This window comes from Sphingomonas sp. (genome assembly GCA_019635535.1).
In the GTDB taxonomy this organism is placed as follows: domain Bacteria; phylum Pseudomonadota; class Alphaproteobacteria; order Sphingomonadales; family Sphingomonadaceae; genus Allosphingosinicella.
The window spans coordinates 290,081-314,980 of record JAHBZH010000001.1 but is presented as its reverse complement, the minus strand read 5'-3'; the positions used below and the strand labels follow the sequence as shown (position 1 = coordinate 314,980).

Genomic DNA, 24,900 nt, shown 5'->3' with positions numbered 1-24,900 from the left:
AATATCCCTGAACGCCCGGCCATGTCAGCCCTTCAGCCGCGCGACCTCGCGCCAGCCGATGTCGCGGCGGCAGAAGCCGGTGGGAAAATCGATCGCATCGACGGCTTCATAGGCGGCGGCCTGCGCTTCCGGCACCATCCTGCCCGAGGCGGTGACGTTGAGCACACGCCCGCCATTGGCGACGAGCCTGTCGTCCGCGAGCGCCGTGCCGGCATGAAAGACCTTGGCGCCGTTCGCTTCGGCCGCCGCGATGCCGTCGATCGCCCCGCCTTTCTCCGGCGTGCCAGGATAGCCGTTCGCCGCCATCACCACGGTCAGCGCCGCATCGTCGGAAAAGCGGGGCGGCGGCGCGGCGGCGAGTTCGCCATTGGCGGTGGCGAGCATGAGCTGGAGCAGGTCGCTCTCCAGCCGCAGCATCAGCACCTGACATTCGGGATCGCCGAAACGGGCGTTGTATTCGATGAGCTTCGGCCCATCGGGCGTCAGCATCAGGCCGGCATAGAGGATACCCGAATAGGGCGTGCCCGCCTCAACCAATGCGCGGGCGGTCGGCCGGACGATCTCGTCCATCACGCGCGTCTCCAGATCGGGCGTGAAGATGGCGGCGGGGCTGTAGGCGCCCATGCCGCCGGTATTGGGGCCGGTATCGCCGTCGCCGACGCGCTTGTGATCCTGCGCCGAGCCGAAGGGGAGGACGGTCTCGCCATCCACGAGCGCGAAGAAACTGACCTCCTCGCCGGTCATATACTCCTCGATCACCAGCTCCGCGCCGGCCGCGCCGAACGTGCCGTCGAACATCGTGTCGAGCGCGGCTTCGGTCTCTTCCGGCGTGGTTGCGATGATCACCCCCTTGCCGGCGGCGAGCCCGTCCGCTTTGATGACGACCGGCAGGCCGAAATCGCCCAGCGCCGCTTCCGCCGCCAGCCGGTCGGTGACGCGGACATAGCCGGCGGTCGGGATACCGTGCCTGGCGCACAGATCCTTGGTGAAGCCTTTCGAGCCTTCGAGCTGGGCGGGGATCCGGTTCGGACCGAAGACCGGCAGGCCGATCGCCCGGAGGTTGTCGGCGAGGCCATCGACCAGGGGCGCTTCCGGGCCGACAACGACCAGGTCGATCGACTGGCGGCGGCAGAAATCGATCACCGCGCGATGATCGGCGGGATCGAGCGCGGCCAGCTCCGCTTCCCCGGCGATGCCCGGATTGCCCGGCGCGGCATGGAGCTTGCCGAGCAGCGGCGATTGCGCAAGCTTCCACGCGAGCGCATGTTCGCGTCCGCCTGAACCGATGAGCAAAACATTCATGAACGACGATTTCCTTCCCGACGACGCGGGGCTCCTAGCAAGCGAGGCGCCGGGCGACAACGCGCCGGCCCTTTCGGTATCGGAGCTGTCGTCCGCGCTGAAGCGCACGGTGGAGGGTGCGTTCGCCCATGTCCGGGTGCGCGGCGAGATTTCCGGTTTCAAGCGCGTCGCCTCCGGCCATTGCTATTTCACGCTGAAGGACGAGAGCGCCAATATCGACGCGGTGATCTGGCGCGGGCAGGCGGGGAGCCTGCGCTTCCAGCCGGAGGACGGGATCGAGGTGGTCGCGACCGGCAAGCTCACCACCTATCCGGCCCGCTCGCGCTACCAGATCGTCGTCGAGCGGCTGGAGCTGGCCGGGCAGGGCGCGCTGATGGCGCTGCTCGAGAAGCGCCGGCAGGCGCTGGCGGCAGAGGGGCTGTTCGACGAGGGGCGCAAGCGGCGGCTGCCCTTCGCGCCGCGCAGGATCGGCGTCGTCACCTCGCCGACCGGGGCGGTGATCCGCGACATCCTCCACCGGCTGGAGGATCGCTTCCCGACCCATGTGCTGCTCTGGCCCGTGCCGGTGCAGGGCGAGGGGGCGGCGGAGAAGGTCGCGGCGGCGGTGCGGGGGCTGAACGCGCTGGCGGAGCCGCCGGACCTCATCATCGTCGCGCGCGGCGGCGGCTCGATCGAGGATCTGTGGGCGTTCAACGAGGAGATCGTGGTGCGCGCCGTCGCGGGCTCGGCGATTCCGACCATCTCCGCCGTCGGCCACGAGACCGACACGACCCTGTGCGATTTCGCCGCCGACAGGCGCGCGCCGACGCCGACCGCCGCCGCCGAACTGGCCGTGCCGGTGCGCGCCGAGCTGGCCGCGCAGGTGCGCGAGCTGGGAGGGCGGGCCGAGCGCATGGCGCGGCGGACCGCCGAGCGGGGCGGCGAGCAGCTCCAGGCGCTGCTGCGCCACTGGCCGGCGCGCGAGGAACTGCTCGCGCCCCAGCGCCAGCGGGTGGACGAGCTGGCCGAACGGCTGCCGCGGGGCCTGCGTGGGCGGATCGACCGGGCGCGCGGCGAATTGGGCCATGCCGCCGGCGCGCTGCGGCCGGGCCTGCTCCAGGCCGCGCACCGCAGGGCGCGCGAGCGGCTGGCGGCGCTCTGGCGCATCGCCGAGGCGGCGCATCCCGAATTGCCGCTCAAGCGCGGCTATGCGCTGGTCAGGGACAAGGACGGCCACGTCCTGACCTCCGCCGCCGCCGCCCGCCAGGCGCGCGCGCTGCGGCTCAAATTCCAGGACGCCGAGATCGACGCGCTGGCCGGCGAGGGCGGACCGCCATCGTCCCGAAAGGGCGCTTCGGCGTCCGGCAAGCTTGATCAGCCCAAGCTGTTGTGATTGGGAAGATGCCATGCTGATGTCGAACAAGGGCCGGCCGGCCCGCCTCCATTATCTGCCCGGCAGCTACCGGATGCTCGTGCCCGGCGACCATGTCGTCTGCGCGGTGACGGGCCAGTCCATCCCGCTCGCCGAACTGCGCTACTGGAGCGTCGAGCGGCAGGAGGCCTATGTCTCCGCCGAGGCTTCGGTGCAGGCCGAAGGCAAGGATTGATGCGCGCCGCCGAGCTGCTGGCACGCGCCAACGACGCGCGGCGCCGGGGCGATGCGGCCGAAGCGCGCCGGCTGCTCGAAACCGCGGTCGCGGCCGAGCCGGGCCATGCCGGTGCGCTCAATGCGCTGGGGCTGGTGGCGCTGGGCGCCGGCGACGCGGCCGGCGCGATCCGCAGCTTCGAGCAGGCGACCGCAGCCGATGCCGCCGCACCGCCGCTCTGGCTCAACCTCGCCATCGCCCACCGCGCCGCCGGCGATGCGGCGCGCGAGATCGCCAGCCTCGACCGGGCGCTGGCGCTCGATCCCTATATGATGCCGGCGCTGCTCCAGAAGGCGCAGGCGCTGCATCGCCTGGGCCGCACGGCGGAAAGCGCGGAGGTCTACCGCGCGCTGTTCGCCGCCACGCCGGACCCGGCGCGGCTTCCCGACTCGATCCGCCATGCGCTGGAGGAAGGGCGCGCGATCGTGCGGGCCGACGACGAACGGCGCGCGCGCAAGATCGAGGGACCGCTCGCCAATCTCTTCGCCGCTTTTCCGGCTGCCGATCTCAGCCGCGCCCGCGCCTATGCGGAGCAGCGCCTCGGCCGGCGGAAAGTCTATCAGCAGCAGCCGACCGACGGCCATTTCCCCTATCTGCCGGCGATCGAATTCTTCGACCGCGCACTGTTCGACTGGTTCCCCCGGCTTGAGGCGGGGACGGAGGAGATCACCCGCGACCTGCTGTCGCTGTGGGACGAAGGCAATGACGGCTTCCGCCCCTATGTCGCCTTCGACCCGACCCAGCCGGTCAACCAGTGGCAGGAGCTCAACCATTCGCCGCGCTGGAGCGCCTGGTTCTTCTGGAAGGACGGCGTGCGGCAGGAGGAGAATTGCGCGCGCTGCCCGGCAACTGCGGCGCTGCTCGACACGCTGCCGCTGCTCGACGTGCCCGGCAAGGCGCCGACCGTGATGTTCTCGATCCTGGAGCCGCGCACGCGCATCCCGCCGCACACCGGCTCGGCCAATGCCCGCACCACCGTCCACCTGCCGCTGGTCGTGCCGGACGGCTGCGGCTTCCGGGTCGGCGCGGAAACCCGCGAATGGAAGGCCGGCGAGGCCTGGGCGTTCGACGACACGATCGAGCATGAGGCCTGGAACGACAGCGACCGTCCGCGCGCGATCCTGATCCTCGACACCTGGAACCCGCTGCTGAGCGAAGCCGAGCGGGCGGCCGTCCGCATTCTCGGCTGATGCGCGCGCCGGCCCTTTCGATGGCCTTGTGCGCCCTCGCGCTGGCCGGCGCGGCGCACGCCCAGTCCTTCCGGATCCTCGGCGAGCCGCGCCAGGGCGCGCTGTTGCGCGCCAATGTGCCGGAGGGCACGGTGTCGCTCGCGCTCGACGGCCGCGAGGTGCCGTTCGCGGCGGACGGCCGCTTTCTGCTCGGCATCGACCGCGACGCGGGCGAGACGGCGCGACTGGTCGCCCGGCTCGAGGGCGGGCGCGAGGTGGTGGAGATATTGCGGGTCGCCCCACGCGGCTGGCCGATTCAGCGGATCAATATGGCGCGCCCGTCCGGCGGGCCGACCCCGGAATATCAGCGCCTCCGCGAAAGCGAGCTGGCGCGAATCGCGGCGGCGCGGGCACGGCGGACCGACGCGCAGGGCTGGAGCCAGCGGATGATCTGGCCCGCGCAGGGACGAATCAGCGGCGTTTTCGGTTCGCAGCGCATCTATCGCGGCGGCGTACCCGCCGCCTATCACAGCGGCACGGACGTCGCCGCCGGCGCCGGTGCCACGGTCGTCGCGCCGGCCGACGGCGTGGTCGTGCTGGCCCCGCCCCCCGCCTTCAGCCTGGAAGGCAATCTGGTCATCATCGATCACGGCCTGGGCCTGAGCAGCGCCTTCCTGCACCTGGCGCGCGCCGACGTGCGCGAGGGCGACGCGGTGCGCCAGGGCCAGCCGATCGGCACGGTCGGCGCGACGGGCCGGGCGACCGGACCGCATCTCCACTGGAGCCTCGTCTGGAACGGCGCCCGGCTCGATCCGCAGGCCGCCGCCGGCGCGATGGGGCGATAGCGCCTAGCGTTCGCGGCGGACGCGGATCGCGGTCTGCCCGTCGATATTGGCGAGATAGGAGCCCATCGCGGCGCGACGGATGCGGATCGGCATGCCCGCACGCGGATCGCGCGCCGGATCGCGGGTGTCGGTCTGGATCCAGCGCGCGCCGTCCTCAAGGACGATGATCCACTTGCCGAGCGTGTTCTGGGCCGCGCTGCGAATCGTCGTCTCGATCTCCGAGACCGCCGCCTCCGGCCCGCGATTGTCGTCGCCGAAGATGCCGAGATCCGGCAGAACGAGGCCGAACAATGTGCGCCGGGTGCGGCGCACCTGATCGCGATCCATCACGACGAGCTGGTTCGCCGCCTGCGCCGCCTCGAACGCGGCGACCTCGCGATCGAAGCAGGCCAGCCGCGCTTCCGGAGCTTCGAGCGCGCGACAGGCGAGGAGCCGATCGACGATTTCCGGACGATCGCGCGCCGCGTCCTGGGCCGTGGCCGGCGCGGCGGATGCGATGGCGGCGAACGCGGCGGCGAGGGGCATGAGGCGCATGGGGACTCCACATTCATCCGGGAAGGGTTGCCTGCGGACGTTAGCGGTTCGCGCGGCGCGGTGGCAAGGCCGATGCCCGCGCCGCGCCGCGCGCGCCGCAGGGCCATTGTGTCCTTTTTGCTACAGCCAGCCCAGAACTCACCTAACGAAAGTAAAGGGTGATTGCCTTACTTTCGTCAGCTGTCTTAAACGGACCGCTGAAAACGGCCGTCGTGCCGTTTTTTGGTTTGTTGTCGGCTGGAGGAACGACCCGGGAAAACGGGCGCCGTCCGACCGATTTCATCTAGGCGGTTAGCCGCCGTTGCTAGGGGATTATACATGAAGACGATTCTTCGTCAGCGCCTGCTCACATCGACGCTGCTGATGGGCGCGGCCGCGATCGCCACGCCGGCTTTCGCGCAGGACGACCAGCCGCCTGTATCTTCGGAAACCGGAGCCGAAAGCGGCGAGGCGATCGTCATCACCGGTTCGCGCATCGCGCGCCGCGACCTCACCTCCACCAGCCCGCTGGCGGTGGTGAGCGACGAAGAGTTCACGCTGTCCGGCGCGGTCAACGTCGAGCAGGTGATCAACACCCTGCCGCAGGTGATCCCCGGCGCCAACTCCTTCTCGAACAATCCGGGCGGCGGCGTCGCCACGCTCAACCTGCGCGGCCTCGGCTCGCAGCGTAACCTCGTCCTGGTCAACGGCCGCCGCTACATCTTCTTCGATACCGCGCAGACGGTCGACCTCAACACCATTCCGCAGTTCCTGATCGACAGCGTCGACGTCGTCACCGGCGGCGCCTCGGCGGTCTACGGTTCGGACGCGCTCGCGGGCGTCACCAACTTCCGCCTGCGCCGCGATCTCGACGGCATCCTCATGGGCGGCCAGTACAGCATCACCGAGGAAGGCGACGGCCGCCGCTACAACGCCTATGTCGCGATCGGCACCCAGTTCGCCGACGGCCGCGGCAACGTCGCGGTGTTCGCCGAATATTTCAATCGCGGCCAGATCATGCAGGCCGACCGAGACTTCTCGTTCTTCGCGCTCGGCGACGGCGACACCAGCCTGATCCCGCTCGGCTCCGCCGGCGTCCCGCAGGGCCGCTTCGTGGCGGCGAGCACACTCGCGATCGGCGCCGGCGCGAGCTGCGGCGGCACCGGCAATCCGCCGCGCAACGCCGGCTGCTTCTCGATCGCCGAGGGCACCAACTATCCGGGCGGCGGCGCTTTCTTCGGCACGCCGGGCACCAGCACGCCCTATAACGGCGTCACCGACAGCTACAATTACGCTCCGGCCAACTATCTGATGGTCCCGCAGGAGCGCTGGATGCTCGGCGGCTATGGCGAATATGAGATCGCCGAGGGCATCAACGCCTATGCCGAGGTGAACTACATCAACAACCGCGTGGCCAACGAGCTCGCGGCGACGCCGATCACGCAGAATGTCGACTTCGAGCTGGCCGCCATCCAGGGCCTGGTCTCGGCGGCCGATTTCGCCCAGCTCACGCAGATCGCCGCCAACCAGCAGGCCGCCATCGCGGCGGCGGCGGCGTGCGGCGTCGATGGCGACGGCGTGCCGATCTGCGCGAACCCCTATGGCGGCTTCACCGCCGGCACGGCCACGTTCGGGCCGCTCCAGCCGGGCTTCGTGCGGCTCCAGACCAACACCCGCACCACCGGCATCGCGTCGCGCAACGTCACCGACGACCGCAACGCCTTCCGCGTGCTGGCCGGCGTGCGCGGCAACCTGACCGACACGCTGACCTACGACGTCTATTACATGTTCGCCCGCACGCGGAACGCGTCGGTCCAGCTCGGCAACGTGTCGCGCTCGGCCTTCACCCGGCTGGCGGCGGACGGCACCTGCAACGTGTTCGGCGAGGGGCAGCTCAGCCCCGAGTGCCAGGACGCGATCTCGATCCTGGCGCAAAACCAGGACATCTCGCAGCTGCAGGTGGCGCAGGCCAGCATTTCGGGCCCGCTCTTCACCTTCGGCTCGGCCACCGATCCGGTCGCCTTCGCGGCGGGCGTCGAGTGGCGGTCGATGTCGGGCCGGTTCATCCCCGACACGGCTTTGTCGTCGGGCGACGTGGTCGGCTTCAACGCCGGCCAGCCGACCGAGGGCAGCTATGACGCCAAGGAAGTGTTCGGCGAGGTTCGCATCCCGATCGTCCAGGACGGCTTCATCCACCGGTTCGAGCTGAGCGGCGCGGCCCGTTACTCGGACTATTCGCTGGCCAATGTCGGCGGCGTGTGGGCCTATGCGGCCGGCGCCGAGTTCGCCCCGATCCGGGACATCACCTTCCGCGGCCAGTATCAGCGCGCCGTCCGCGCGCCGAACGTCGGCGAGCTGTTCGGCGGCCAGGCGGTGGGCTTCCCGCCGGCGACCGATCCGTGCGCCCTCGCCTCGGCGGCGACCGATGCGACGATCCGCGCGCTCTGCATCGCCACCGGCGTGCCGGCGTCCAACGTGGGTCAGGCCTTCCTTCAGCCCAACGCCCAGATCCAGGGCGTGTTCGGCGGCAACCCGAACCTCGAGGAAGAAGTCTCCGACACCTGGACGGCGGGCGTCGTGCTGCGGCCGAGCTTCATTCCGCGCCTCAACGTCACGGTCGACTGGTACAAGATCACGATCGAGAACGCGATCGCGGCGGCCGGCGGCGGCGTGAACAGCATCCTGAACTTCTGCTACAATGTCGTTCAGGACGCGAGCAGCGGCATCTGCAGCCTGATCTCCCGCGACGCGCAGGGCATCATCTCGGGGCCGCCGAACATCGTTACTGCGACCAACGCCAACCTGTCGGCCTTCCGCACCGAGGGCATCGACTTCCAGATCGACTACAGCCTGCCGCTCAACGCCAGCCTGCTGGGCTCCGGCGGCTCGCGGCTGAGCTTCTTCTTCCTGGGCAATTATTCCTGGGACAACAACTTCACGCCGCTGACCGACCTGCCGGACGAGATCGTCCAGTGCGCCGGTCGCTTCGGCCTGAACTGCGGCAATCCGACGCCGAAGTGGAAGTGGTCGAGCCGCCTGTCGTGGATGGACGGTCCGATGACCACCAGCTTCCGCTGGCGGCATGTCGGCTCGGTGCGCGACGACGACGACACCACCGACTTCATCGTCGAGCGGATCGGCAGCTACGACCTGTTCGACCTGGCCTTCGCGTTCAACGTGAACGACAATCTCACGCTGAACCTGGGCGTCAACAATCTGTTCGACAAGACGCCGCCGATCATCGGCGACAACCAGGAGCAGGCCAACACCTATCCCGGCGTCTATGACGTGATCGGACGGGACTTCTTCGTCTCCGCGAGCCTGCGCTTCTAACCGCTGGCCGGAAGACAGGCATGAGAGAGGGCGGCGGACTTCGGTCCGTCGCCCTTTTTCTTGTCGAATATCCCAGGCGGTCTTCCGGCCGGCGGTGCGGTGCTAGACGCGGATGCCGTCCAGCAGCCAGGCGAAGGCGTCGCCGCCCGCCGCGACGGGCTCGGGATCGCGCATCGCCAGTCCGGCGCCATGCAGCGTCGCCGAGAGGGCGCGGATCGCGCCCTCGTCCCGCGCGGCGGCGGCCAGCGCGTCCAGCCGGCCGATCTCTCCGTCGGCGCGCCGCTCCAGCTCCGCCAGCACGTCCAGCGTTTCGGCCGGCGGATGGGCGATGCCCATGTCGAGCGTCTGGAGAATCGCGGCCATGAACTCGGCGGCGGCCTGTCCGTTGAAACGCCGAAGCGCTTCATCCGGCGCGGCGCGGAAAGAAGGGGGGGTCGCGAGGCGGGCGGTACGGCGCGCCTCGGCCAGCTTGCGGGCGCGATCGAGCGCGCCGCTCTCGTGCCGGGCCCAGTGCAGCGCGGCGCGGCGGGCGAGATTGTGCGCGACGATCGGTCCTTCGGCGCGATGGACGACGAGGCGGACGGCAGCGCCCGGCTTCAACACCCGGGCGCCTTCCGCAGCGGCGGCCCCGACATCGCCATATTCGATGCCGAACTGGCTGGTGAGGGCATCGAACCGGGCGTCGGCAAAGGGGAGGCGCTCCATCGACACAGCCGCCTTGAGGCGGATGCCGCCGGGCGCGGGCGGGAGGGTTCGGGCCGAATCAACGCCGGTCAGATCGAGCTTCGCCCCGCCCGCGGCGATGGCGCGCAGCACCGCGCCGCTGCCGGTGGCGAGATCGAGCAGCTTTGCGCCGCGCGGCAGCCGGCTCGCGAAATCGCGCCACAGCGTTTCGAGCGCGCGGCCGAAGCGCGGATCGGCATCGGGCAGGCAGCCGGACGCGCCCTTGCCCCAATAGCCGTCCCAGGCGCCGCGGCTCATCGGGCGACGATATCGAAAGCCACGGTCAGCCGCTCGCCGGCCGCGAAGGGGCGGGTGCCGTGGAAAAGATAGCTGGGAAACAAGGCGAGCCGCCCCGGCCTGGGCGCGATCGCGGCCAGCGGTTCGAGCGACAGGCCCAGCTCGGCGGGCGGGCGGCCGAGCTCCAGCCAGCCATCCCGAGCCGCATCGTCGCCGATCGTGTCCGGCAGCGCGATATAGCAGGCCGAACTCACTATGCCCTGCGGATGGATGTGATTGACGTGGAAACCCCGGTCGGTGAGCCGCACCGACCACGAGCCGGAGAAAGCGGGCGTCGCGTCGCGGTGACGCAGCAGCGGGTGGCGATCGTCGCGCGGCGGAAGCCCGGCGAAATGCGCGCGCACCGCCTCGGCGATCGCGTCCCGCAGCCGGACGATTTCCGGCTCGCCGCGCGCGAACAGGCTGCCGCGCGTCTGCGTGCCGCCGCGCAGCGACTGGCCGATCGGATGCGCGCGCGTGACGTGGAGCGTACGCAGCAGCGCGGCGGTTCGCGCCAGCTCCGCCGCGTCGAGACCGATGTCGCGCGGGCCGTACAGGCCGGGCTGGCCCGACAGCCATTCGTGCCGCGCATCCCCGCTCAGCCGCCAGGCGAGGTCGAGATTGGCCCAGCCGTTGATCGACGTGCCGTCCGCATCGACGACGCGCTCGAACAAGGCCGCGGCCTGGTCCGGATCGCCCGACCGCAGGGCGACGCGGCCACGCGCGAAGGCGATGTCGGGCCGCGCTGCATCGAGCCGGTCGAGCAGCGCCCGTGCTTCGGCCAGCTCACCGGCTTCCATGGCGAAGCCGGCCTCGATCAGCAGAATGTCGTCATCCTCGCCGAGCGCGGGTCTGGCGGCACGCAGGGCGGCGAGCGCCTCGCCATGGCGCTCACCGCGCGCCAGGCTCCGCCAGTGCGACATGTGCAGGGCGCGGTCGTGCGGGCGCTGGGCGAGCGCCGCGACATAATGATCGGCGAAACGCTCCGTTTCTCCGATCTCCGCGCGCATGCGGGCAAGGACTTCCTGGCCGGCGATCCAGCCGGGATGGCGCGCGGCGGTTTCCGTGAGCAGCTCGAGGCCGAGCGGATTGCCTTCGGCCTCGAAAGCCTCGACCAGGCCCAGCACCAGCTCGAGATCGCCGGGGTTGCGTTGCAGCGCCTGAACATAGAGTTCGGAGGCATTGGCTTCGCCGCGCTCCATCGCGACGCGGGCGCGGCCGTGCAGCGCGGTAAGGCGGGTGGGATCGGCGCGCAGGGCCGCATCAAAGGCCGTGGCGGCATCGTCTACCCGATCGAGCTGGCGGAGCACCGCGCCGCGCGCGGCATGGGCGCGGCCGTCCTCCGGCGCCAAGGCAAGCAGCGCGTCGAACTCGGCCAGCGCCTCGTCGAGCCGGCCGAGCCGTTGCAGCAGCAGCGCGCGGTTGTGCCGCGCATCGGCGAAGCGGGGACTGGCCGCGATCGCGCGCGCGTACAGCGCCAGCGCCGCATCCGTCTCGTCAAGCTCGCCGAGCAGGTTGGCGTGATTGCCCAGCAATTGCGCATCGTTCGGAGCGAGCGTCGCGGCCCGCTCGAAGGCGCCGCGCGCGGCGGTCAGATTGCCCCCCTTCTTTTCGACCAGGGCAAGCAGATGCAGCACGGCCGGGTGATCGCCGGCGGCCCGCCCCACGGCGATCAGGTCGCGCCGCGCTTCATCGATCCGGCCGGCCATGAAGGCGCGCTCGGCCCGCGCGAAGAGGCTGTTGACGTCGGTGCCGGACATGGGGTGCGATGATGCGCGGTCAGGCCGCCTGCTGTCCAGTCGTCTCCTCCGGCAGCAGCACCAGCGCGCCGTCGCCTTCCTCGACCCTGACCGTCTGGCCGCCGCGCACGTCGCCGCGCAGGATCGCGTCGGCGAGCGGATCCTGCAGATATTTCTGCACCGCGCGCTTGAGGGGGCGCGCGCCATAGACCGGATCGTAGCCGACCCGGCCGAGCCAGGCGCGCGCGCCGTCGGTCAGCTCCAGGCCGATCTTGCGCTCGGCGAGCAGCTTGCCGACGCGCGCGACCTGGATGGCGACGATCGGCCCCATATTCTCCTGGCTGAGCCGGTGGAACAGGGTGATCTCGTCCAGCCGGTTCAGGAATTCGGGGCGGAAATGGCCGCGCACCACCTCCATCACCTGGTCCTCCACCTCCGACACCTGCTGGTCGTCGCCGAGGCCCGACAGATACTGGCTGCCGAGATTGGAGGTCAGGATGATGATCGTGTTGGTGAAGTCCACGGTGCGGCCCTGACCGTCGGTGAGGCGGCCGTCGTCCAACACCTGCAACAGGATGTTGAAGACGTCGCCATGCGCCTTCTCGACCTCGTCGAACAGCACGACCTGATAGGGCCGCCGCCGCACCGCCTCGGTCAGCACGCCGCCTTCCTCATAGCCGACATAGCCGGGCGGCGCGCCGATCAGCCGGGCGACGCTATGCTTCTCCATGAATTCCGACATGTCGATGCGGACCATCGCGGTGTCGTCGTCGAACAGGAAGCCGGCGAGCGCCTTGGTGAGCTCGGTCTTGCCGACACCGGTGGGGCCCAGGAACAGGAAGGAGCCCAAAGGCCGGTTCGGGTCCTGGAGTCCGGCGCGGGCGCGGCGGATGGCGCGGCTCACCGCCTCGACCGCGTCCTGCTGGCCGATCACGCGGCGCCCGATCATCTCCTCCATGGCGAGCAGCTTCTCGCGCTCGCCTTCCAGCATCTTGTCGACCGGGATGCCGGTCCAGCGCGAGACGACCGAGGCGATGTCCTCGCTGGTCACCTCCTCGCGCAGCATCGCGTCGCCGCTCGCCGTCGCGGCCTCGGCGAGCTGCTTCTCCAGCGCCGGGATGGTGCCGTATTGCAGCTCGCCGGCCTTGGCGAGATCGCCGGAACGCTGCGCCTGCTCCAGTTCCAGCCGGGCGGTGTCGAGCTGCTCCTTGATCCTGGCCTCGGCGTGGATCTTGTCCTTTTCCGCCTGCCAGCGCGCCGTCAGCTCGCCCGATTGCTGCTCGAGATTGGCGAGATCGGCCTCCAGCGCCTTGAGGCGGTCCTTCGAGGCCTCGTCGCTTTCCTTTTTCAGCGCCTCCCGTTCGATCTTCAGCTGGATGATCCGCCGGTCGAGCGTTTCGATCTCCTCGGGCTTCGACTCCACCTCCATGCGGATGCGGCTGGCGGCCTCGTCCATCAGGTCGATCGCCTTGTCGGGCAGGAAGCGGTCCGTGATGTAGCGGTTCGACAGGGTCGCGGCGGAGACGATCGCGGAATCCGTGATCCGCACGCCATGGTGAAGCTCGTACTTCTCCTTGAGCCCGCGCAGGATCGAGATCGTGTCCTCGACCGTCGGCTCGCCGACGAAGACCGGCTGGAAGCGCCGCTGCAGCGCCGGGTCCTTCTCGACATATTTGCGATATTCGTCGAGCGTCGTCGCGCCGATGCAGTGCAGCTCGCCGCGGGCCAAAGCGGGCTTGAGCAGGTTCGAGGCGTCCATCGCGCCTTCGGACTTCCCCGCGCCGATCAGCGTGTGCATCTCGTCGATGAACAGGATGACGTCGCCCTCGGCGCCCTTCACCTCGTCGAGCACGCCCTTCAGCCGCTCTTCGAACTCGCCGCGATATTTCGCGCCGGCGATCAGGCTGCCCATGTCGAGGGCCATCAGCCGGCGGTCCTTGAGGCTGTCGGGCACGTCGCCGTTGGCGATGCGCAGCGCGAGGCCTTCGGCGATCGCGGTCTTGCCGACGCCGGGCTCGCCGATCAGCACCGGATTGTTCTTGGTGCGCCGGGCGAGGATCTGGACGGTGCGGCGGATCTCCTCGTCGCGGCCGATGACGGGATCGAGCTTGCCGTCGTGCGCGGCCTGGGTGAGATCGCGGGCGAACTTCTTGAGCGCGTCGTAGCGGTCCTCGGCGCCGGCCGTGTCGGCGGTGCGGCCGCCGCGCAGCTCCTCGATCGCGGCGTTGAGCGCCTCGGGCTTCAGGCCCGCCGCGGCGAGCGCCTTGCCGGCGTCGGTGGTCGTGGCCAGCACGAGCGCGAGCAGCAGCCGCTCGACCGTGACATAGGAATCGCCGGCCTTCTGGGCGATCTGCTCGGCGGAATCGAGCACGCGCAGCGTCTCGCCGTCGAGCGCCGGGGCGGCGTTCGCGCCGCTGCCCGACACCGCCGGAATCTTGGCCAGCGCCGCGTCGGTCTCGCGCCGCGCCGCCGCCGCGTCGCCGCCGGCGCGCGCGATCAGCCCGGCGGCCATGCCCTGCTCGTCTTCCAGCAGCGCCTTCAGCACGTGCGCCGGCGCGATGCGCTGATGATTGAGCCGCGTCGCCACGGTCTGGGCCGACTGGAGGAAGCCGCGGGCCCGGTCGGTGAATTTCTCGAGGTTCATGATTGCGCTTCAGCCCCTGTCCTGCTTTGCCGCGATGTAGTGTTGCCCCGAAGCAACACAAGAGGAGGCCGACAATTCCTCCCGGAGTGTCTTGCCATAACCGAACACTGCGTTACTGTCTCGTCGACAGACTAGGGGAGTCGCATGCGCAAGCTATTCACTTCGTTCGCATTGGCCGCAGGCATATCGCTGGCCGGCATTGCCGCGCTGACCGGCGAGACGGCGGTCGCCCAGCCGGCCGCGCAGGCCCAGGGCGCCGATCCGCAGGCGCTGCTGGCGCGGGTCAACATCCCGTTCGAGACCTTCACGCTCGACAACGGCCTGCGCGTCGTCGTCCATGAGGACCGCAAGGCGCCGATCGTCGCGGTCAGCATCTGGTACAATGTCGGCTCCAAGGACGAGCCGGCCGGCCGCACCGGCTTCGCCCATCTGTTCGAGCATCTGATGTTCAACGGCTCGGAAAACGCGCCGGGCGAATATTTCGAATATACCCGCGCGATCGGCGCGACCGACCTCAACGGCACGACCTGGTTCGACCGCACCAATTATTTCCAGACTGTCCCGCGCCCGGCGCTGGAGCAGGCCCTGTTCCTGGAAAGCGACCGGATGGGCCATCTGCTCGGCGCGGTGACGCAGGAGAATCTGACCAACCAGATCGGCGTTGTCCAGAACGAGAAGCGTCAGGGCGACAACCAGCCGTTCGGCCTGGTCGATTATGCCCAGCTCGAGGCGCTGTTTCCCGAAGGCCATCCCTATCGCCACTCGACGATCGGCTCGATGGCGGACCTGTCGGCGGCGACGATGGAGACGGTACATCAGTGGTTCCGCGACAAATACGGGCCCAACAATGCCGTGCTCGTGCTCGCCGGCGACATCAACGCCGCCGAGGCGCGTCCGCTCGTCGAGCGCTATTTCGGCGACATCGCGCGCGGCCCGGTGAACAACCCGGCGCAGGCCGACGTGCCGACCCTGCCGGAACGCGTCGATCTCACCATGCACGATCGCGTCGCCAATACCCGGCTCTACCGCAACTGGGTGGTGCCGAGCCTGACCGACGCGGACCAGGTGTCGCTCCAGGTCGCCGCCGCCGTACTGGGCGGGCTGTCCAGTTCGCGACTCGACAATGCGCTGGTGCGCGGCGAGCAGACCGCGACGCGCGTGGCCGCCTACGTCCAGCCCTTCCAGCGGGTTAGCCTGTTCGAAGTCTTCGTCGACGTGCGGCCGGGGCAGGATGCCGACGCGGTATCGCGCCGGCTCGACGAGCTCATCGCCGAGTTCGTCGCCAACGGACCGACCGAGGACGAGGTCCGGCGCACGGTGATGCGGACGCTTTCCGGCCGCGTCCAGGGTCTCGAGCAGGTCGGCGGCTTCGGCGGCAAGGCCGTCGCGCTGGCCGAAGGCATGCTCTATGCCGACGATCCCAATTTTTATCGGACCCGGCTGGAGCAGCTTGCTCGCGCCACGCCGGACCAGGTCCGCGCCGCGTCGCAGCGCTGGCTCTCGCGGCCGGTGCTCGCCATTCGCGTCGATCCCGGCGAGCGGGAAGCCTATGAGGAGGCGCCGGGCGTCACCGGCTCGCGGAGCGCAAGCGAGGCCCAGCCGGCCGGCCACAGGCCGCGTTACTATGCACCGCCGCAGGAAGGCGATCAGCCGCTCGCGCCGCTGCCCTTCGCGCCGCGCGAAGCGCCGGGCGTGACCGGCGCTGCCGAGCTCGATTTCCCGGCCACCGAACGGGCCCGGCTTTCGAACGGCATCCAGGTCATCTACGCGCGCCGCCAGACCGTCCCGGTCACGCGGATCGCGGTCGAGTTCGATGCCGGCGCCGCCGCCGATCCGAGCACCCGGCTCGGCACCCAGGCGATGATGCTGAACCTGCTCACCGAGGGCACGACCAGCCTCAATTCGACCCAGCTGGCCGAGGCGCAGGAGCGGCTTGGCGCGACCGTCGGCACCGGCCAGAGCCTGGACCGGACGATCGTTTCGCTGACCGCGCTGACCCCCAATCTGGGGCCGTCGATCGATCTGCTTTCGGACGTGATCCGCAATCCGGCCTTCGCGCCGGGCGAAGTGGAGCGCATCCGCCAGCAGCAGCTCGCCGGCATCGCACAGGAGATGACCCAGCCTCAGGGCCTGGCGCTGCGCGCGCTGCCGGCACTGCTCTACGGGGCCGATCATCCCTATGGCAAGCCGGGCACCGGCACCGGCGATCCGGCGGTGGTGCAGGCGCTGACCCGCGATGAGCTGATCGCGTTCCACCAGGCCTGGATCCGGCCCGACAATGCGACGATCTTCGCGGTCGGCGATCTCCCGCTCAGCGAGTTCGTGGCGCAGCTCGAGACGCGCCTCGGCGCATGGCGGGCGCCCAGGACGCCGCGCGGCACCAAGACCTTCCCGGCGCACGCGCCGGCGGCCGGCCCGCGCATCGTCCTGATCGACCGGCCGCAATCGCCGCAATCGTTCATCCTCGCCGGCCAGCTGCTGCCCGCCGAGGGCACGCAGGATCTGCTCAACCTCACCGCCGCCAACGAAGTGCTCGCCGGTAACTTCCTCGCGCGCATCAACATGGATCTGCGCGAAACGAAGGGCTGGTCCTACGGCGCGGGCGGCGGCCCGAACCTGCGCGAGCATCAGGTGCCTTTCATCATCCAGGCGCCCGTCCAGGCCGATCGCACCGGCGATTCGATCCAGGCGATCCGGGAGCAGGTGAGCGGCTTCCTCGGTGCGAACGGCGTAACCGCGGCCGAGCTCGAGCGGACGGTCCTGGGCAATACCCGCCAGCTGCCCGGCCAGTTCGAAACCTCGCCGGCGGTGCTCGGTGCGCTGCGCTCCAACGCGCTCTATCGCCGTCCGGACAATTATTGGGAAACGATCGCCGACCGCTATCGGGGCATGACCACGCAAGTGCTCGACGAGACCGCCCGCCGCTACATCAATCCGGACAATTTCATCTGGGTCGTGGTGGGTGATGCGAGCCGGGTGCGCGCCCAGCTCGACCAGCTCGGCATCCCGGTCGAGGTGATCCCGGCGCAGGGCGCGCCGGCGCCGGCCGCGCAATAGCCTCGCGATACGGCCGGGCGGTTCAGTCCGCCCGGCCGGTCAGCCGGGTGACATGGCCCATCTTGCGCCCGGGGCGGGCATGGTGCTTGCCGTAAAGGTGGAGGTGGGCGCCGGGCTCGGCGAGCAGACCGCGCCAGCCCTCCACATCCTTGCCGATCAGATTGGCCATCTCGACGTGCGGCGCCGTGCGCTCGGTGGTGCCGAGCGGCAGGCCGCAGACCGCGCGGATGTGATTTTCGAATTGCGAGGTCGCCGCCCCTTCGATCGTCCAGTGGCCGCTATTGTGGACGCGCGGCGCCATTTCATTGAACAGCGCCCGTTCGCCGACCGCGAAGAATTCCAGCGCCAGCACGCCGACATGATTCAGTGCCTCCGCGACACGTCTCGCCAGCGCCTCGGCTTCGGCGATGGCGGGGGCAAGCGCTTCCCCGGCCGGCACGATCGAGCGGGCGAGGATGCCGTTCTCGTGCACGTTGCGCGGCGCGTCCCACAGGACGATCTCGCCATCCCCGCCCCGGCACAGCAGGATCGAGAATTCCGCGTCGAACGCGACGAAGCCCTCCAGCACGCCCGGCGCCCCCGCCACGGCCTCCCAGGCCGCATCCGCCTGGCCCGCATCCATGATCCGCGCCTGCCCCTTGCCGTCATAGCCCAGCCGGCGGGTCTTCAGGATCGCCGGCGCGCCGATTTCGGCCAGCGCCGCGTCCAGCCCGGCGCGGTCGTTCACGGCGGCGAAGGGCGCGGGGCGGCCGCCGAGGCGTGTGACGAACCGCTTCTCGTCCAGCCGATCCTGCGCGATCTCCAGCGATTCGCGCGGCGGCCAGAGCGCCACCCGCTCGGTGATCGCGCGCAGCGGGCCGGCGGCGATATTCTCGAATTCGTAGGTGACGACATCGACCTCGGCGGCGAAGCGGGCCAAGGCGGCTTCGTCGGTGAAACCGCCCCGCGTGACGCGCGCCGCGACCTCGCCGGCGGGCGGCGTCTCGTCGGGCGCGTAGATGTGGCATTTGTAGCCCAGGGGCGCGCCGGCCAGCGCCAGCATCCGGCCGAGCTGGCCGCCGCCGACGATGCCGATGGTGGAGCCGGGCGGGACGATCATTCGGGGCTTTCGGCCACCCCCTCGGTCTGCGCCCGGCGCCAGGAATCGAGCCGCTGCGCCAGGGCATCGTCCGACGTGGCGAGGATGGCGGCGGCGAGCAGGCCGGCATTGGCCGCGCCCGCCTTGCCGATCGCCAGCGTCGCGACCGGTACGCCGGCCGGCATCTGGACGATGGAGAGGAGGCTATCCAGCCCCTTCAGCGCCTTGGACTGGACCGGCACGCCGAGCACCGGCAGCCGGGTCATCGACGCCGCCATGCCCGGCAGGTGCGCCGCGCCGCCGGCACCGGCGATGATCGCCTTGAGGCCCCGCGCCGCGGCGCCGGTCGCATAATCGTAGAGTCGCTGCGGGGTGCGGTGGGCCGAGACCACCTTCGTCTCATAAGGCACGCCGAGCCCGTCCAGAATGTCGGCGGCTTCCTTCATCGTCTCCCAGTCGGAGCGGCTGCCCATGATGATCCCGATGAGAGGCGTTCCGGCGGTCATAGTCTCGAACCCGTCTGGTCGACGAAGCGGACGCCTTAACTGGCCTGTCGCCCTTCGGCAATCCGCCGTCCTTCGCGCGTTGTTAACCCATATCAGCTATGCCGGGCGGATGTCGGGGCAATGGAGCAAGCTGTGACGGCACGGCCGAATTTCGCGGTGGGAACGGAATGGGATGCCTGCGCGCCCGACGTGCGCGAGGCGCTGTCGCGGCTGGCCGATGAAAATGCGCTGCTGCGCGCCGCCCTCGCGGAGACGCGCGCCCGGCTGGGCGATCTCGAGGACGCCGTCGACACCGATCCGCTGACCGGCCTCGCCAACGACCGCGCCTTCCGCCGCGAGCTGGACCGGGTCGTCGGCCAGGCGCAGCGGCATCGCACGCCGGCGGCCCTGCTCTCGATCGACGTCTGCGGCCTGCGGGCGATCAACGACAATCACGGCCGGATCGCCGGCGACGCCGCCTTGTCCCATATCGCACGGCTGCTGAAGGGCCTGATCCGCGTCACCGACGTCGCGGCGCGGCTGGGCGGCGGCTTCGGCCTGATCCTGGATCATCTCGACGCCGATTCGGCGATCGAGACCGGCGAGCGCATCGCCCGCTTCGTCGCGGGCCAGCCGCTCGACCTCGGCGGCACCCGGGTCGGGCTCAGGGCGACGGTCGGCGTGGCCGCGATCCTGCCCGGCGACGGCGCCGAGGAAGTCCTCGTCCGCGCCCAGCGCAACATGGCGCGCGTCAAGGAATTCTGACCGCCGCGATGGCGTCGCCGAGCCATGCCCGCAGCGCCGCCATGTCCCCGGCCCGGCGCGGATCGCCGGAATGGACGAAATGGAAGTCGAGCCCCGGCAGGTTGGGCCCGAATGGCTCGACCAGCAATCCGCGCGCGATCTCGCCGGCGAGCATCACCGGGCTGAGCAGCGCGACGCCCTTGCCCGCGATCGCCGCCTGCACGGCATGGCTTTCGTCGGTGAAGACGGTGCCGCGCCGCCAGTCGATGCCGCGTAGACCCGCTTCCTCGCCCCAGCGCGCCCAGCTCGGCACGTGCGGCCCCTGGCGCTGCCATTCGCTGTGCAACAGCGGCATGTCGGCCAGCTGCTCCGGCCGTTCGAGGCCGAGCGAAGGGCTGCACAAGGGCGCGAACCGTTCAGTATAGAGCGGTTCCGAGACGAGCCCGGGAAACGGTCCTCGCCCGTAGCGGACCGCCGCGTCCGCCTCGCCGGCGGTGAGGTCGAGCACGCTTTCCGAGGCGTGCAGGCGGAGGTCCAGTCCCGGATTGGCTTCGCGGAACGCCTCGATACGCGGCACCAGCCGATATTCGGCAAAGGTGCGGAGCGCGGTCAGGGTCAGCATGCGCCGGCCCGGTTTGCGCAGCGCCGCGAGCGCGCCGGCGATCGTGTCGAACCCGTCGCGCAGGGCGGGGAAAAGCTGCTGCCCCGCCGGAGTCAGCGCGACTTCGCGCACGCCGCGGTCGAACAGCTTCAGCGCGAGCACCTCCTCCAGCAGCCGGACCTGATGGCTGATCGCGGTGGGCGTCACGCCCAGCTCGGCGGCGGCGCGCTTGAAGCTCAGATGCCGCGCGGCGGCCTCGAAGGCGCGCAGCGCGGCAAGGGGCGGGAGTTGTCGCATAAGTGAGTTTCATTCATCCATTGCCTGACGAATTCGATTTTGTCGAGGGCGTTCCATGTCGCCATCTCCCGGCCTGAAGGCATTGCCTGAGCCAAGTTCATTCATGGGAGACTGGAGATGACGACTCTGCTGCACATCGATTCAAGCGCCCGACCGGGCCTGTCGGGGCGCGACGCGCGCGGCTCGCATACGCGCCGGCTGACCCGTCGCTTCCTCGATCGCTGGACCGCTCGGGCCCCCGCCGCGCGCGTGATCGCGCGCGATCTCGCTATCGCTCCGCCGACGGCGGTCACCGGCGACTGGGTCGCCGCCGCCTTCGCGAAGCCGCACCGCCGCACCGCCGCGACGGACGCCGTGCTCGCCGAAAGCGATGCGCTGATCGCTGAGCTGGAACAGGCGGATGTGATCGTCATCGGCGCGCCGATGTACAATTTCGGCATCCCCTCGACGCTCAAGGCCTGGATCGACAATGTCGTGCGGATCAGGCGGACCTTCGGCTTCGATCCGTCACGCAAGGGCGACGATCTCTACTGGCCGCTGCTGCCGCCGGGCAAGGCGCTGGTGATCGTCAGCGCGCGGGGCGACGGGGGCTATGCGCCGGACGGGCCGCTCGCCGCCCTCAATCTGGTGGAGACGTCGCTGCGCGTCCCGCTGGGCTTCATCGGCATCGCCGAAAACTGGTCCGTCGCGGTCGAATGGGACGAGTTTTCCGACAGGCGGGTCGAGGAATCGCTGACGCAGGCGGAAGCCGAGATCGACGCCCTCGTCGATCGCCTTGCCGCCCGCCGACTGCCGCAGGCCGCCTAACGGTCCTTGAGGTAGTAACGCTCGATCTCGCCGAGATCGTCGTCCAGTTCGTAGACGATCGGCTGGCCGGTCGGGATTTCGAGGCTCGTGATCTCGTCGTCGGGAATGCCGGACAGATGCTTGACCAAAGCGCGCAGCGAATTGCCGTGGGCGGAGATCAGCACCCGCTCGCTGGAGCGCAGCGCCGGGGCGATCCGTTCCTCCCAATAAGGCAATACGCGCGCGATCGTGTCCTTGAGGCTCTCGGTCGCGGGGATGGCGATGCCGGCATAGCGGCGGTCGTTGGTGAGATCGAAATCCCCGGCGGGCTCCTGCGCCGGCGGCGGGATATCGAAGGAGCGGCGCCAGATATGCACCTGCTCCGCGCCATGCTTCGCCGCGGTCTCCGCCTTGTCGAGGCCGGTCAGGCCGCCATAATGCCGCTCGTTCAGCCGCCAGTGCTTCTCGACCGGCAGCCACAGCCGCCCCATCGCCTCCAGCGCGATGTTCAGCGTCTTGATCGCGCGGGTCTGTACGCTGGTGAAGCAGAGATCGAAATCGAGGCCCCGGGCGGCGAGCAGCTCGCCCGCCGTCTTCGCCTCGGCGACGCCCTGCTCCGTCAGATCCACGTCCCACCAGCCGGTAAACCTGTTCTCCAGGTTCCAGGCCGACTGGCCGTGGCGGATGAGGACGAGGCGGGGCATCAGCCGCGATAGGCCGCGACGTCGTCGATCACGGCATGGAGCGCGTCGAGGCAGGCGCGGGCCAGCAGCCGGCAACGGTCGGGCGACCAGCCATGGACCGGATCCGGCAGCGCGTCATAATCCTTGAACGGCATTTCCAGCGTCATCGACACCGCGCCGAACCGCTCGGCGAGCTGGGCGGTGGACATGGACAGATTGGCCTGGCCGGGCGGCGGGATGTCGTAGCCGCGCTCGGTCTGGAAATCGGGCGAGATGCCGACCAGCGCCCGGGCGAAGGCGTCGTAGAGCGCCTGCTGCTCGGTCTTGAACGAGGGGATGCCCTCGAAGCCGGCGAGGAAATTCGCCTCGATCGCCTCGTCGCCATGGATGTCCATGGCGAAATCCACGCCGGTCTTCTTCATCTCCTCAAGGACGTAATGGACCTCCGGGCTGCGCTCCAGGCTCGGTGCGTGCCATTCGCGGTTGAGATTGACGCCCGCCGCATTGGTGCGAAGGTGTCCACGTCGTGAACCATCTGGGTTCATATTCGGGACGATGTGGAAGCTGGCCTTCTCGCGCAGCTTGCGGGTGACCGGATCATGCTCGTCGAGCAGCCGCTCGATCGCGCCTTCCATCCACCATTCGGCCATGGTCTCGCCGGGATGCTGGCGCGCATAGAGCCAGACCTGCAGCGGGCCGCCGGCCAGCTCGAGATAATCGAGCTCCTGCCCGTCGAGCGTCTGGCCGAGCGAGCGGTAGGCGAGGCCGGGATAGCCGATCACCGAGGCGATCAGCTCGTGATGGCGCTCCATCGTATAGGGGGCGAAATAGGCGAACCAGACGCTGTCCGAAGGCGGCGTCGCGGTGATCGACAATATGCCGTCCGCATAGCCGGTATCGACGCGGACCCAGTCCTCGCGGTCCTCCGACATGCAGGCCCGATAACCGTCCCAGCCGTGCGGATAGGCGGCCCCGGCGCAATTGAGGATGTTCAGCGTCAGCGGCCGGCCACCGGCGCCGGTCACGCGGAAATAGAACCATTGATAGAAATCGGACTTGTGATCCTTGACGATTTCCAGGTCCACACGGTCGCCGTCGATGGAAACCAAACGGATATTGCCGCCGTCGAAGGCGCTCGAAATGGAGAGAGTCATTGTTTCCTTGATTGATATTAAGCGGGGTTACCGGACCCTGATAGTGCGCCCGGACTCTCCGGGGAAGCCCTCAAACAACGCGGCGGCGAGCCGGTTCGTCGCATTGCGTGGATCGGCGAGCGGAGCGCTTTCCCGCGCTTCGAGCTGGGCGCGGCCCTCCCAGATCGCCGTCGCGTCGGAGCGGCGCTGTATCCGGACGGACAGCTCGGTGACGACGATCGGGCCGGAGCCGCCGATCGGGATCGTCGTACCCAGCCCGACGCCGACGCCGCTGCGATAGCCGCCGGTGCCGCCGCCGATGCCGATGCTGAGCCCGGAGCGCCGGGCCGCGGCGCGGCGGCCCTGCTCGATCCGCACCACCGCGACATGTTCGGAATTTGGATTGCGCACCGTCACGGTCCAGCCGAGCCGGGTCAGCTCGCGCGCGACCGGGAGCGCCCGCTCGGCGAATGCGATGCTGTTGGCGTCTTCCAGATCCGATGCCTCGACCGCGATCTCGCCGCGTGCGATCGGCTGATTGAGGTGGAAGCGCGTCACCGAGACGCCCGATTGGGCGCTGCCGCCCGTGTCGGTGGCGCAGCCGGCTGCGGTGGCCGCTGCGGCCAGAATGAGGCTCAAACGCACGATCGATCTCTTCATGATCCACTCCCTGTCGGCGAATGGCACTATACAGAAGGTGTAACGATTCTTAGCGGCAAATAACCCAACGGCTCGATAAGAGGGGTGCGAAGCGGATGACGGTGCTGGTGACGGGCGGCGCGGGCTATATCGGCAGCCATGCGGTGCTGGCGCTGCGCGACGCGGGCCGGCCGGTGGCGGTGATCGACAATCTGACCACCGGTTTCGCTTGGGTTCTGCCCGGCGATGTGCCGCTGATCGAGGGCGATATCGCCGATCAGGCGCTGGTCGAACGCGTCATCGCGGAGCAGGGCGTGAGCGCGATCATGCATTTCGCCGGATCGATCGTCGTGCCGGACTCGGTGGCCGATCCGCTCGGCTATTATCTCAACAATACGGTGAAGAGCCGCGCGCTGATCGAAAGCGCGGTGCGGGGCGGGGTCGGGCACTTCATCTTCTCCTCGACCGCCGCCACCTATGGCGTGCCGGAGACCGTGCCGGTCCGGGAGGACATGCCGACCCAGCCGATCAACCCCTATGGCTGGTCCAAGCTGATGACCGAGCGGATGCTGGCCGACGCCGCTTTCGCCCATCCGATCAATTATTGCGCGCTGCGCTATTTCAATGTCGCCGGCGCCGATCCGCGAGGGCGCGCGGGCCAGTCTACGGCAGGCGCCACCCATCTCATCAAGGTCGCGGTCGAGGCCGCCACCGGCAAGCGCAGCCATGTCGATGTGTACGGCACCGACTATGACACGCCCGACGGCACCGGCGTGCGCGACTATATCCATGTCGGCGACCTCGCCGCCGCCCATGTCGCGGCGCTCGACGCACTGATCGCCGATCCGGCCACCAGCCACCTCCTGAATTGCGGCTATGGTCGGGGATTTTCGGTGCTCGACGTGCTCGACAGCGTCGATCGGGTGACGAATCTTCGCATCGAACGGCGGATGCAGCCGCGCCGCGCGGGCGATCCGCCGGCGCTGATCGCCGACAATGGCCGTATCCTCGCCACTTTGCCCTGGCGACCGGCGCGCGACGACCTCGACACGATCGTCGCCGACGCGCTCGCCTGGGAGCGCAGGCTCGCCGAGCGCGGCTGAGGCGCGGGAGGCGATTCTACCAATCGGATCCGCGCCGAAGCGAAGGAAATTGCGGTAAGCGGCGTGTCTGCGGGCGGGATCGTGCAAAGTTGCATCGTTCGCCGGTCCCGCATTGCCGCGGAGGC

At 69.6% G+C, this 24,900-nt stretch carries 20 protein-coding genes; 9 read left to right on the top strand and 11 right to left on the bottom strand.

Annotated elements, in window-relative coordinates:
- Nucleotides 1-24 precede the first annotated feature (24 nt).
- Nucleotides 25-1,302 (bottom strand): phosphoribosylamine--glycine ligase, encoded by a 1,278-nt coding sequence (purD, locus tag KF780_01650; protein ID MBX3560491.1) that lies wholly within the window; start codon nucleotides 1,300-1,302, stop codon nucleotides 25-27.
- Here purD and KF780_01645 point away from each other — a divergent pair.
- The 4 genes from KF780_01645 to KF780_01630 are packed head-to-tail and all read left to right on the top strand — an operon-like array spanning nucleotide 1,301 to nucleotide 4,941.
- Nucleotides 1,301-2,674 (top strand): exodeoxyribonuclease VII large subunit, encoded by a 1,374-nt coding sequence (locus tag KF780_01645; GenBank protein ID MBX3560490.1) that lies wholly within the window; start codon nucleotides 1,301-1,303, stop codon nucleotides 2,672-2,674. The genes purD and KF780_01645 overlap by 2 nt on opposite strands.
- Before the next feature lie 13 nt (nucleotides 2,675-2,687).
- Complete coding sequence (locus KF780_01640) at nucleotides 2,688-2,888, top strand: DUF2093 domain-containing protein (GenBank protein MBX3560489.1); 201 nt, start codon at nucleotides 2,688-2,690, stop codon at nucleotides 2,886-2,888.
- Nucleotides 2,888-4,117 (top strand): aspartyl/asparaginyl beta-hydroxylase domain-containing protein, encoded by a 1,230-nt coding sequence (locus KF780_01635; protein MBX3560488.1) that lies wholly within the window; start codon nucleotides 2,888-2,890, stop codon nucleotides 4,115-4,117. The genes KF780_01640 and KF780_01635 overlap by 1 nt, the downstream gene beginning before the upstream one ends.
- Complete coding sequence (locus KF780_01630) at nucleotides 4,117-4,941, top strand: M23 family metallopeptidase (protein ID MBX3560487.1); 825 nt, start codon at nucleotides 4,117-4,119, stop codon at nucleotides 4,939-4,941. Before KF780_01635 ends, KF780_01630 begins: the two co-directional genes overlap by 1 nt.
- Nucleotides 4,942-4,944: 3 nt before the next feature.
- Here the strand turns inward: KF780_01630 and KF780_01625 are convergent, their stop codons facing one another.
- Nucleotides 4,945-5,475: a hypothetical protein gene (locus tag KF780_01625; protein MBX3560486.1), complete on the bottom strand. Its 531-nt coding sequence runs from the start codon at nucleotides 5,473-5,475 to the stop codon at nucleotides 4,945-4,947.
- Between the two features lie 318 nt (nucleotides 5,476-5,793).
- Between KF780_01625 and KF780_01620 the strand changes: the two genes are divergently transcribed.
- Complete coding sequence (locus KF780_01620; GenBank protein ID MBX3560485.1) at nucleotides 5,794-8,787, top strand: TonB-dependent receptor; 2,994 nt, start codon at nucleotides 5,794-5,796, stop codon at nucleotides 8,785-8,787.
- A 102-nt stretch (nucleotides 8,788-8,889) separates the two neighbouring features.
- Here the strand turns inward: KF780_01620 and KF780_01615 are convergent, their stop codons facing one another.
- From KF780_01615 to clpB, 3 genes are read right to left on the bottom strand one after another with little or no spacing between them, the layout of a single operon-like run.
- Nucleotides 8,890-9,768 (bottom strand): methyltransferase domain-containing protein, encoded by an 879-nt coding sequence (locus KF780_01615; GenBank protein MBX3560484.1) that lies wholly within the window; start codon nucleotides 9,766-9,768, stop codon nucleotides 8,890-8,892.
- Entirely contained in the window at nucleotides 9,765-11,546 is a 1,782-nt protein-coding gene (locus tag KF780_01610) for a tetratricopeptide repeat protein (protein MBX3560483.1), read from the bottom strand. The genes KF780_01615 and KF780_01610 overlap by 4 nt, the downstream gene beginning before the upstream one ends.
- 19 nt (nucleotides 11,547-11,565) lie before the next feature.
- On the bottom strand, nucleotides 11,566-14,169 hold the full coding sequence (gene clpB, locus KF780_01605) for an ATP-dependent chaperone ClpB (protein ID MBX3560482.1): 2,604 nt from the start codon (nucleotides 14,167-14,169) through the stop codon (nucleotides 11,566-11,568).
- Nucleotides 14,170-14,313: 144 nt separating this feature from the next.
- On the opposite strand from clpB, the gene KF780_01600 reads away from it, so the two are divergent.
- Nucleotides 14,314-17,226 carry an insulinase family protein gene (locus tag KF780_01600; GenBank protein MBX3560481.1) on the top strand — a complete coding sequence of 971 codons (2,913 nt, stop codon included), beginning with the start codon at nucleotides 14,314-14,316 and terminating at the stop codon, nucleotides 17,224-17,226.
- Between the two features lie 22 nt (nucleotides 17,227-17,248).
- On the opposite strand, the gene KF780_01595 is transcribed toward KF780_01600, so the two are convergent.
- Together KF780_01595 and purE are read right to left on the bottom strand one after the other, a co-directional pair.
- A complete protein-coding gene (locus KF780_01595; protein MBX3560480.1) occupies nucleotides 17,249-18,325 on the bottom strand; it encodes a 5-(carboxyamino)imidazole ribonucleotide synthase in 1,077 nt (358 codons plus the stop codon).
- A complete protein-coding gene (purE, locus tag KF780_01590; protein MBX3560479.1) occupies nucleotides 18,322-18,810 on the bottom strand; it encodes a 5-(carboxyamino)imidazole ribonucleotide mutase in 489 nt (162 codons plus the stop codon). The genes KF780_01595 and purE overlap by 4 nt, the downstream gene beginning before the upstream one ends.
- A gap of 132 nt (nucleotides 18,811-18,942) precedes the next feature.
- Between purE and KF780_01585 the strand changes: the two genes are divergently transcribed.
- Nucleotides 18,943-19,554 carry a GGDEF domain-containing protein gene (locus KF780_01585; protein MBX3560478.1) on the top strand — a complete coding sequence of 204 codons (612 nt, stop codon included), beginning with the start codon at nucleotides 18,943-18,945 and terminating at the stop codon, nucleotides 19,552-19,554.
- Here the strand turns inward: KF780_01585 and KF780_01580 are convergent.
- Entirely contained in the window at nucleotides 19,541-20,431 is an 891-nt protein-coding gene (locus KF780_01580) for a LysR family transcriptional regulator (GenBank protein ID MBX3560477.1), read from the bottom strand. The two genes, KF780_01585 and KF780_01580, sit on opposite strands and share 14 nt — an antisense overlap.
- Before the next feature lie 117 nt (nucleotides 20,432-20,548).
- Here KF780_01580 and KF780_01575 point away from each other — a divergent pair, with 117 nt between their 5' ends.
- Nucleotides 20,549-21,238, top strand: coding sequence for an NAD(P)H-dependent oxidoreductase (locus tag KF780_01575; GenBank protein MBX3560476.1), 690 nt, complete (start codon nucleotides 20,549-20,551; stop codon nucleotides 21,236-21,238).
- Here KF780_01575 and gpmA read toward each other — a convergent pair.
- From gpmA to KF780_01560, 3 genes are read right to left on the bottom strand one after another with little or no spacing between them, the layout of a single operon-like run.
- The gene (gene gpmA, locus KF780_01570; GenBank protein ID MBX3560475.1) at nucleotides 21,235-21,921 is read right to left on the bottom strand and encodes a 2,3-diphosphoglycerate-dependent phosphoglycerate mutase; all 687 of its coding nucleotides are present in this window, start codon (nucleotides 21,919-21,921) and stop codon (nucleotides 21,235-21,237) included. The genes KF780_01575 and gpmA overlap by 4 nt on opposite strands.
- Nucleotides 21,921-23,054, bottom strand: coding sequence for a hypothetical protein (locus KF780_01565; GenBank protein MBX3560474.1), 1,134 nt, complete (start codon nucleotides 23,052-23,054; stop codon nucleotides 21,921-21,923). The genes gpmA and KF780_01565 overlap by 1 nt, the downstream gene beginning before the upstream one ends.
- A gap of 27 nt (nucleotides 23,055-23,081) precedes the next feature.
- Nucleotides 23,082-23,693: a DUF4136 domain-containing protein gene (locus KF780_01560; protein ID MBX3560473.1), complete on the bottom strand. Its 612-nt coding sequence runs from the start codon at nucleotides 23,691-23,693 to the stop codon at nucleotides 23,082-23,084.
- 95 nt (nucleotides 23,694-23,788) lie between these two features.
- Here KF780_01560 and galE point away from each other — a divergent pair, with 95 nt between their 5' ends.
- Entirely contained in the window at nucleotides 23,789-24,775 is a 987-nt protein-coding gene (gene galE, locus KF780_01555; protein ID MBX3560472.1) for a UDP-glucose 4-epimerase GalE, read from the top strand.
- Nucleotides 24,776-24,900 lie beyond the last annotated feature (125 nt).

Coding starts and splice junctions, on each gene's coding strand:
- KF780_01645 (MBX3560490.1), top strand. CDS start 1,301: ATGAACGACGATTTCCTTCCCGACGACGCGGGGCTCCTAGCAAGCGAG.
- purD (MBX3560491.1), bottom strand. CDS start 1,302: ATGAATGTTTTGCTCATCGGTTCAGGCGGACGCGAACATGCGCTCGCG.
- KF780_01640 (MBX3560489.1), top strand. CDS start 2,688: ATGCTGATGTCGAACAAGGGCCGGCCGGCCCGCCTCCATTATCTGCCC.
- KF780_01635 (MBX3560488.1), top strand. CDS start 2,888: ATGCGCGCCGCCGAGCTGCTGGCACGCGCCAACGACGCGCGGCGCCGG.
- KF780_01630 (MBX3560487.1), top strand. CDS start 4,117: ATGCGCGCGCCGGCCCTTTCGATGGCCTTGTGCGCCCTCGCGCTGGCC.
- KF780_01625 (MBX3560486.1), bottom strand. CDS start 5,475: ATGCGCCTCATGCCCCTCGCCGCCGCGTTCGCCGCCATCGCATCCGCC.
- KF780_01620 (MBX3560485.1), top strand. CDS start 5,794: ATGAAGACGATTCTTCGTCAGCGCCTGCTCACATCGACGCTGCTGATG.
- KF780_01615 (MBX3560484.1), bottom strand. CDS start 9,768: ATGAGCCGCGGCGCCTGGGACGGCTATTGGGGCAAGGGCGCGTCCGGC.
- KF780_01610 (MBX3560483.1), bottom strand. CDS start 11,546: ATGTCCGGCACCGACGTCAACAGCCTCTTCGCGCGGGCCGAGCGCGCC.
- clpB (MBX3560482.1), bottom strand. CDS start 14,169: ATGAACCTCGAGAAATTCACCGACCGGGCCCGCGGCTTCCTCCAGTCG.
- KF780_01600 (MBX3560481.1), top strand. CDS start 14,314: ATGCGCAAGCTATTCACTTCGTTCGCATTGGCCGCAGGCATATCGCTG.
- KF780_01595 (MBX3560480.1), bottom strand. CDS start 18,325: ATGATCGTCCCGCCCGGCTCCACCATCGGCATCGTCGGCGGCGGCCAG.
- purE (MBX3560479.1), bottom strand. CDS start 18,810: ATGACCGCCGGAACGCCTCTCATCGGGATCATCATGGGCAGCCGCTCC.
- KF780_01580 (MBX3560477.1), bottom strand. CDS start 20,431: ATGCGACAACTCCCGCCCCTTGCCGCGCTGCGCGCCTTCGAGGCCGCC.
- KF780_01575 (MBX3560476.1), top strand. CDS start 20,549: ATGACGACTCTGCTGCACATCGATTCAAGCGCCCGACCGGGCCTGTCG.
- gpmA (MBX3560475.1), bottom strand. CDS start 21,921: ATGCCCCGCCTCGTCCTCATCCGCCACGGCCAGTCGGCCTGGAACCTG.
- KF780_01565 (MBX3560474.1), bottom strand. CDS start 23,054: ATGACTCTCTCCATTTCGAGCGCCTTCGACGGCGGCAATATCCGTTTG.
- KF780_01560 (MBX3560473.1), bottom strand. CDS start 23,693: ATGAAGAGATCGATCGTGCGTTTGAGCCTCATTCTGGCCGCAGCGGCC.
- galE (MBX3560472.1), top strand. CDS start 23,789: ATGACGGTGCTGGTGACGGGCGGCGCGGGCTATATCGGCAGCCATGCG.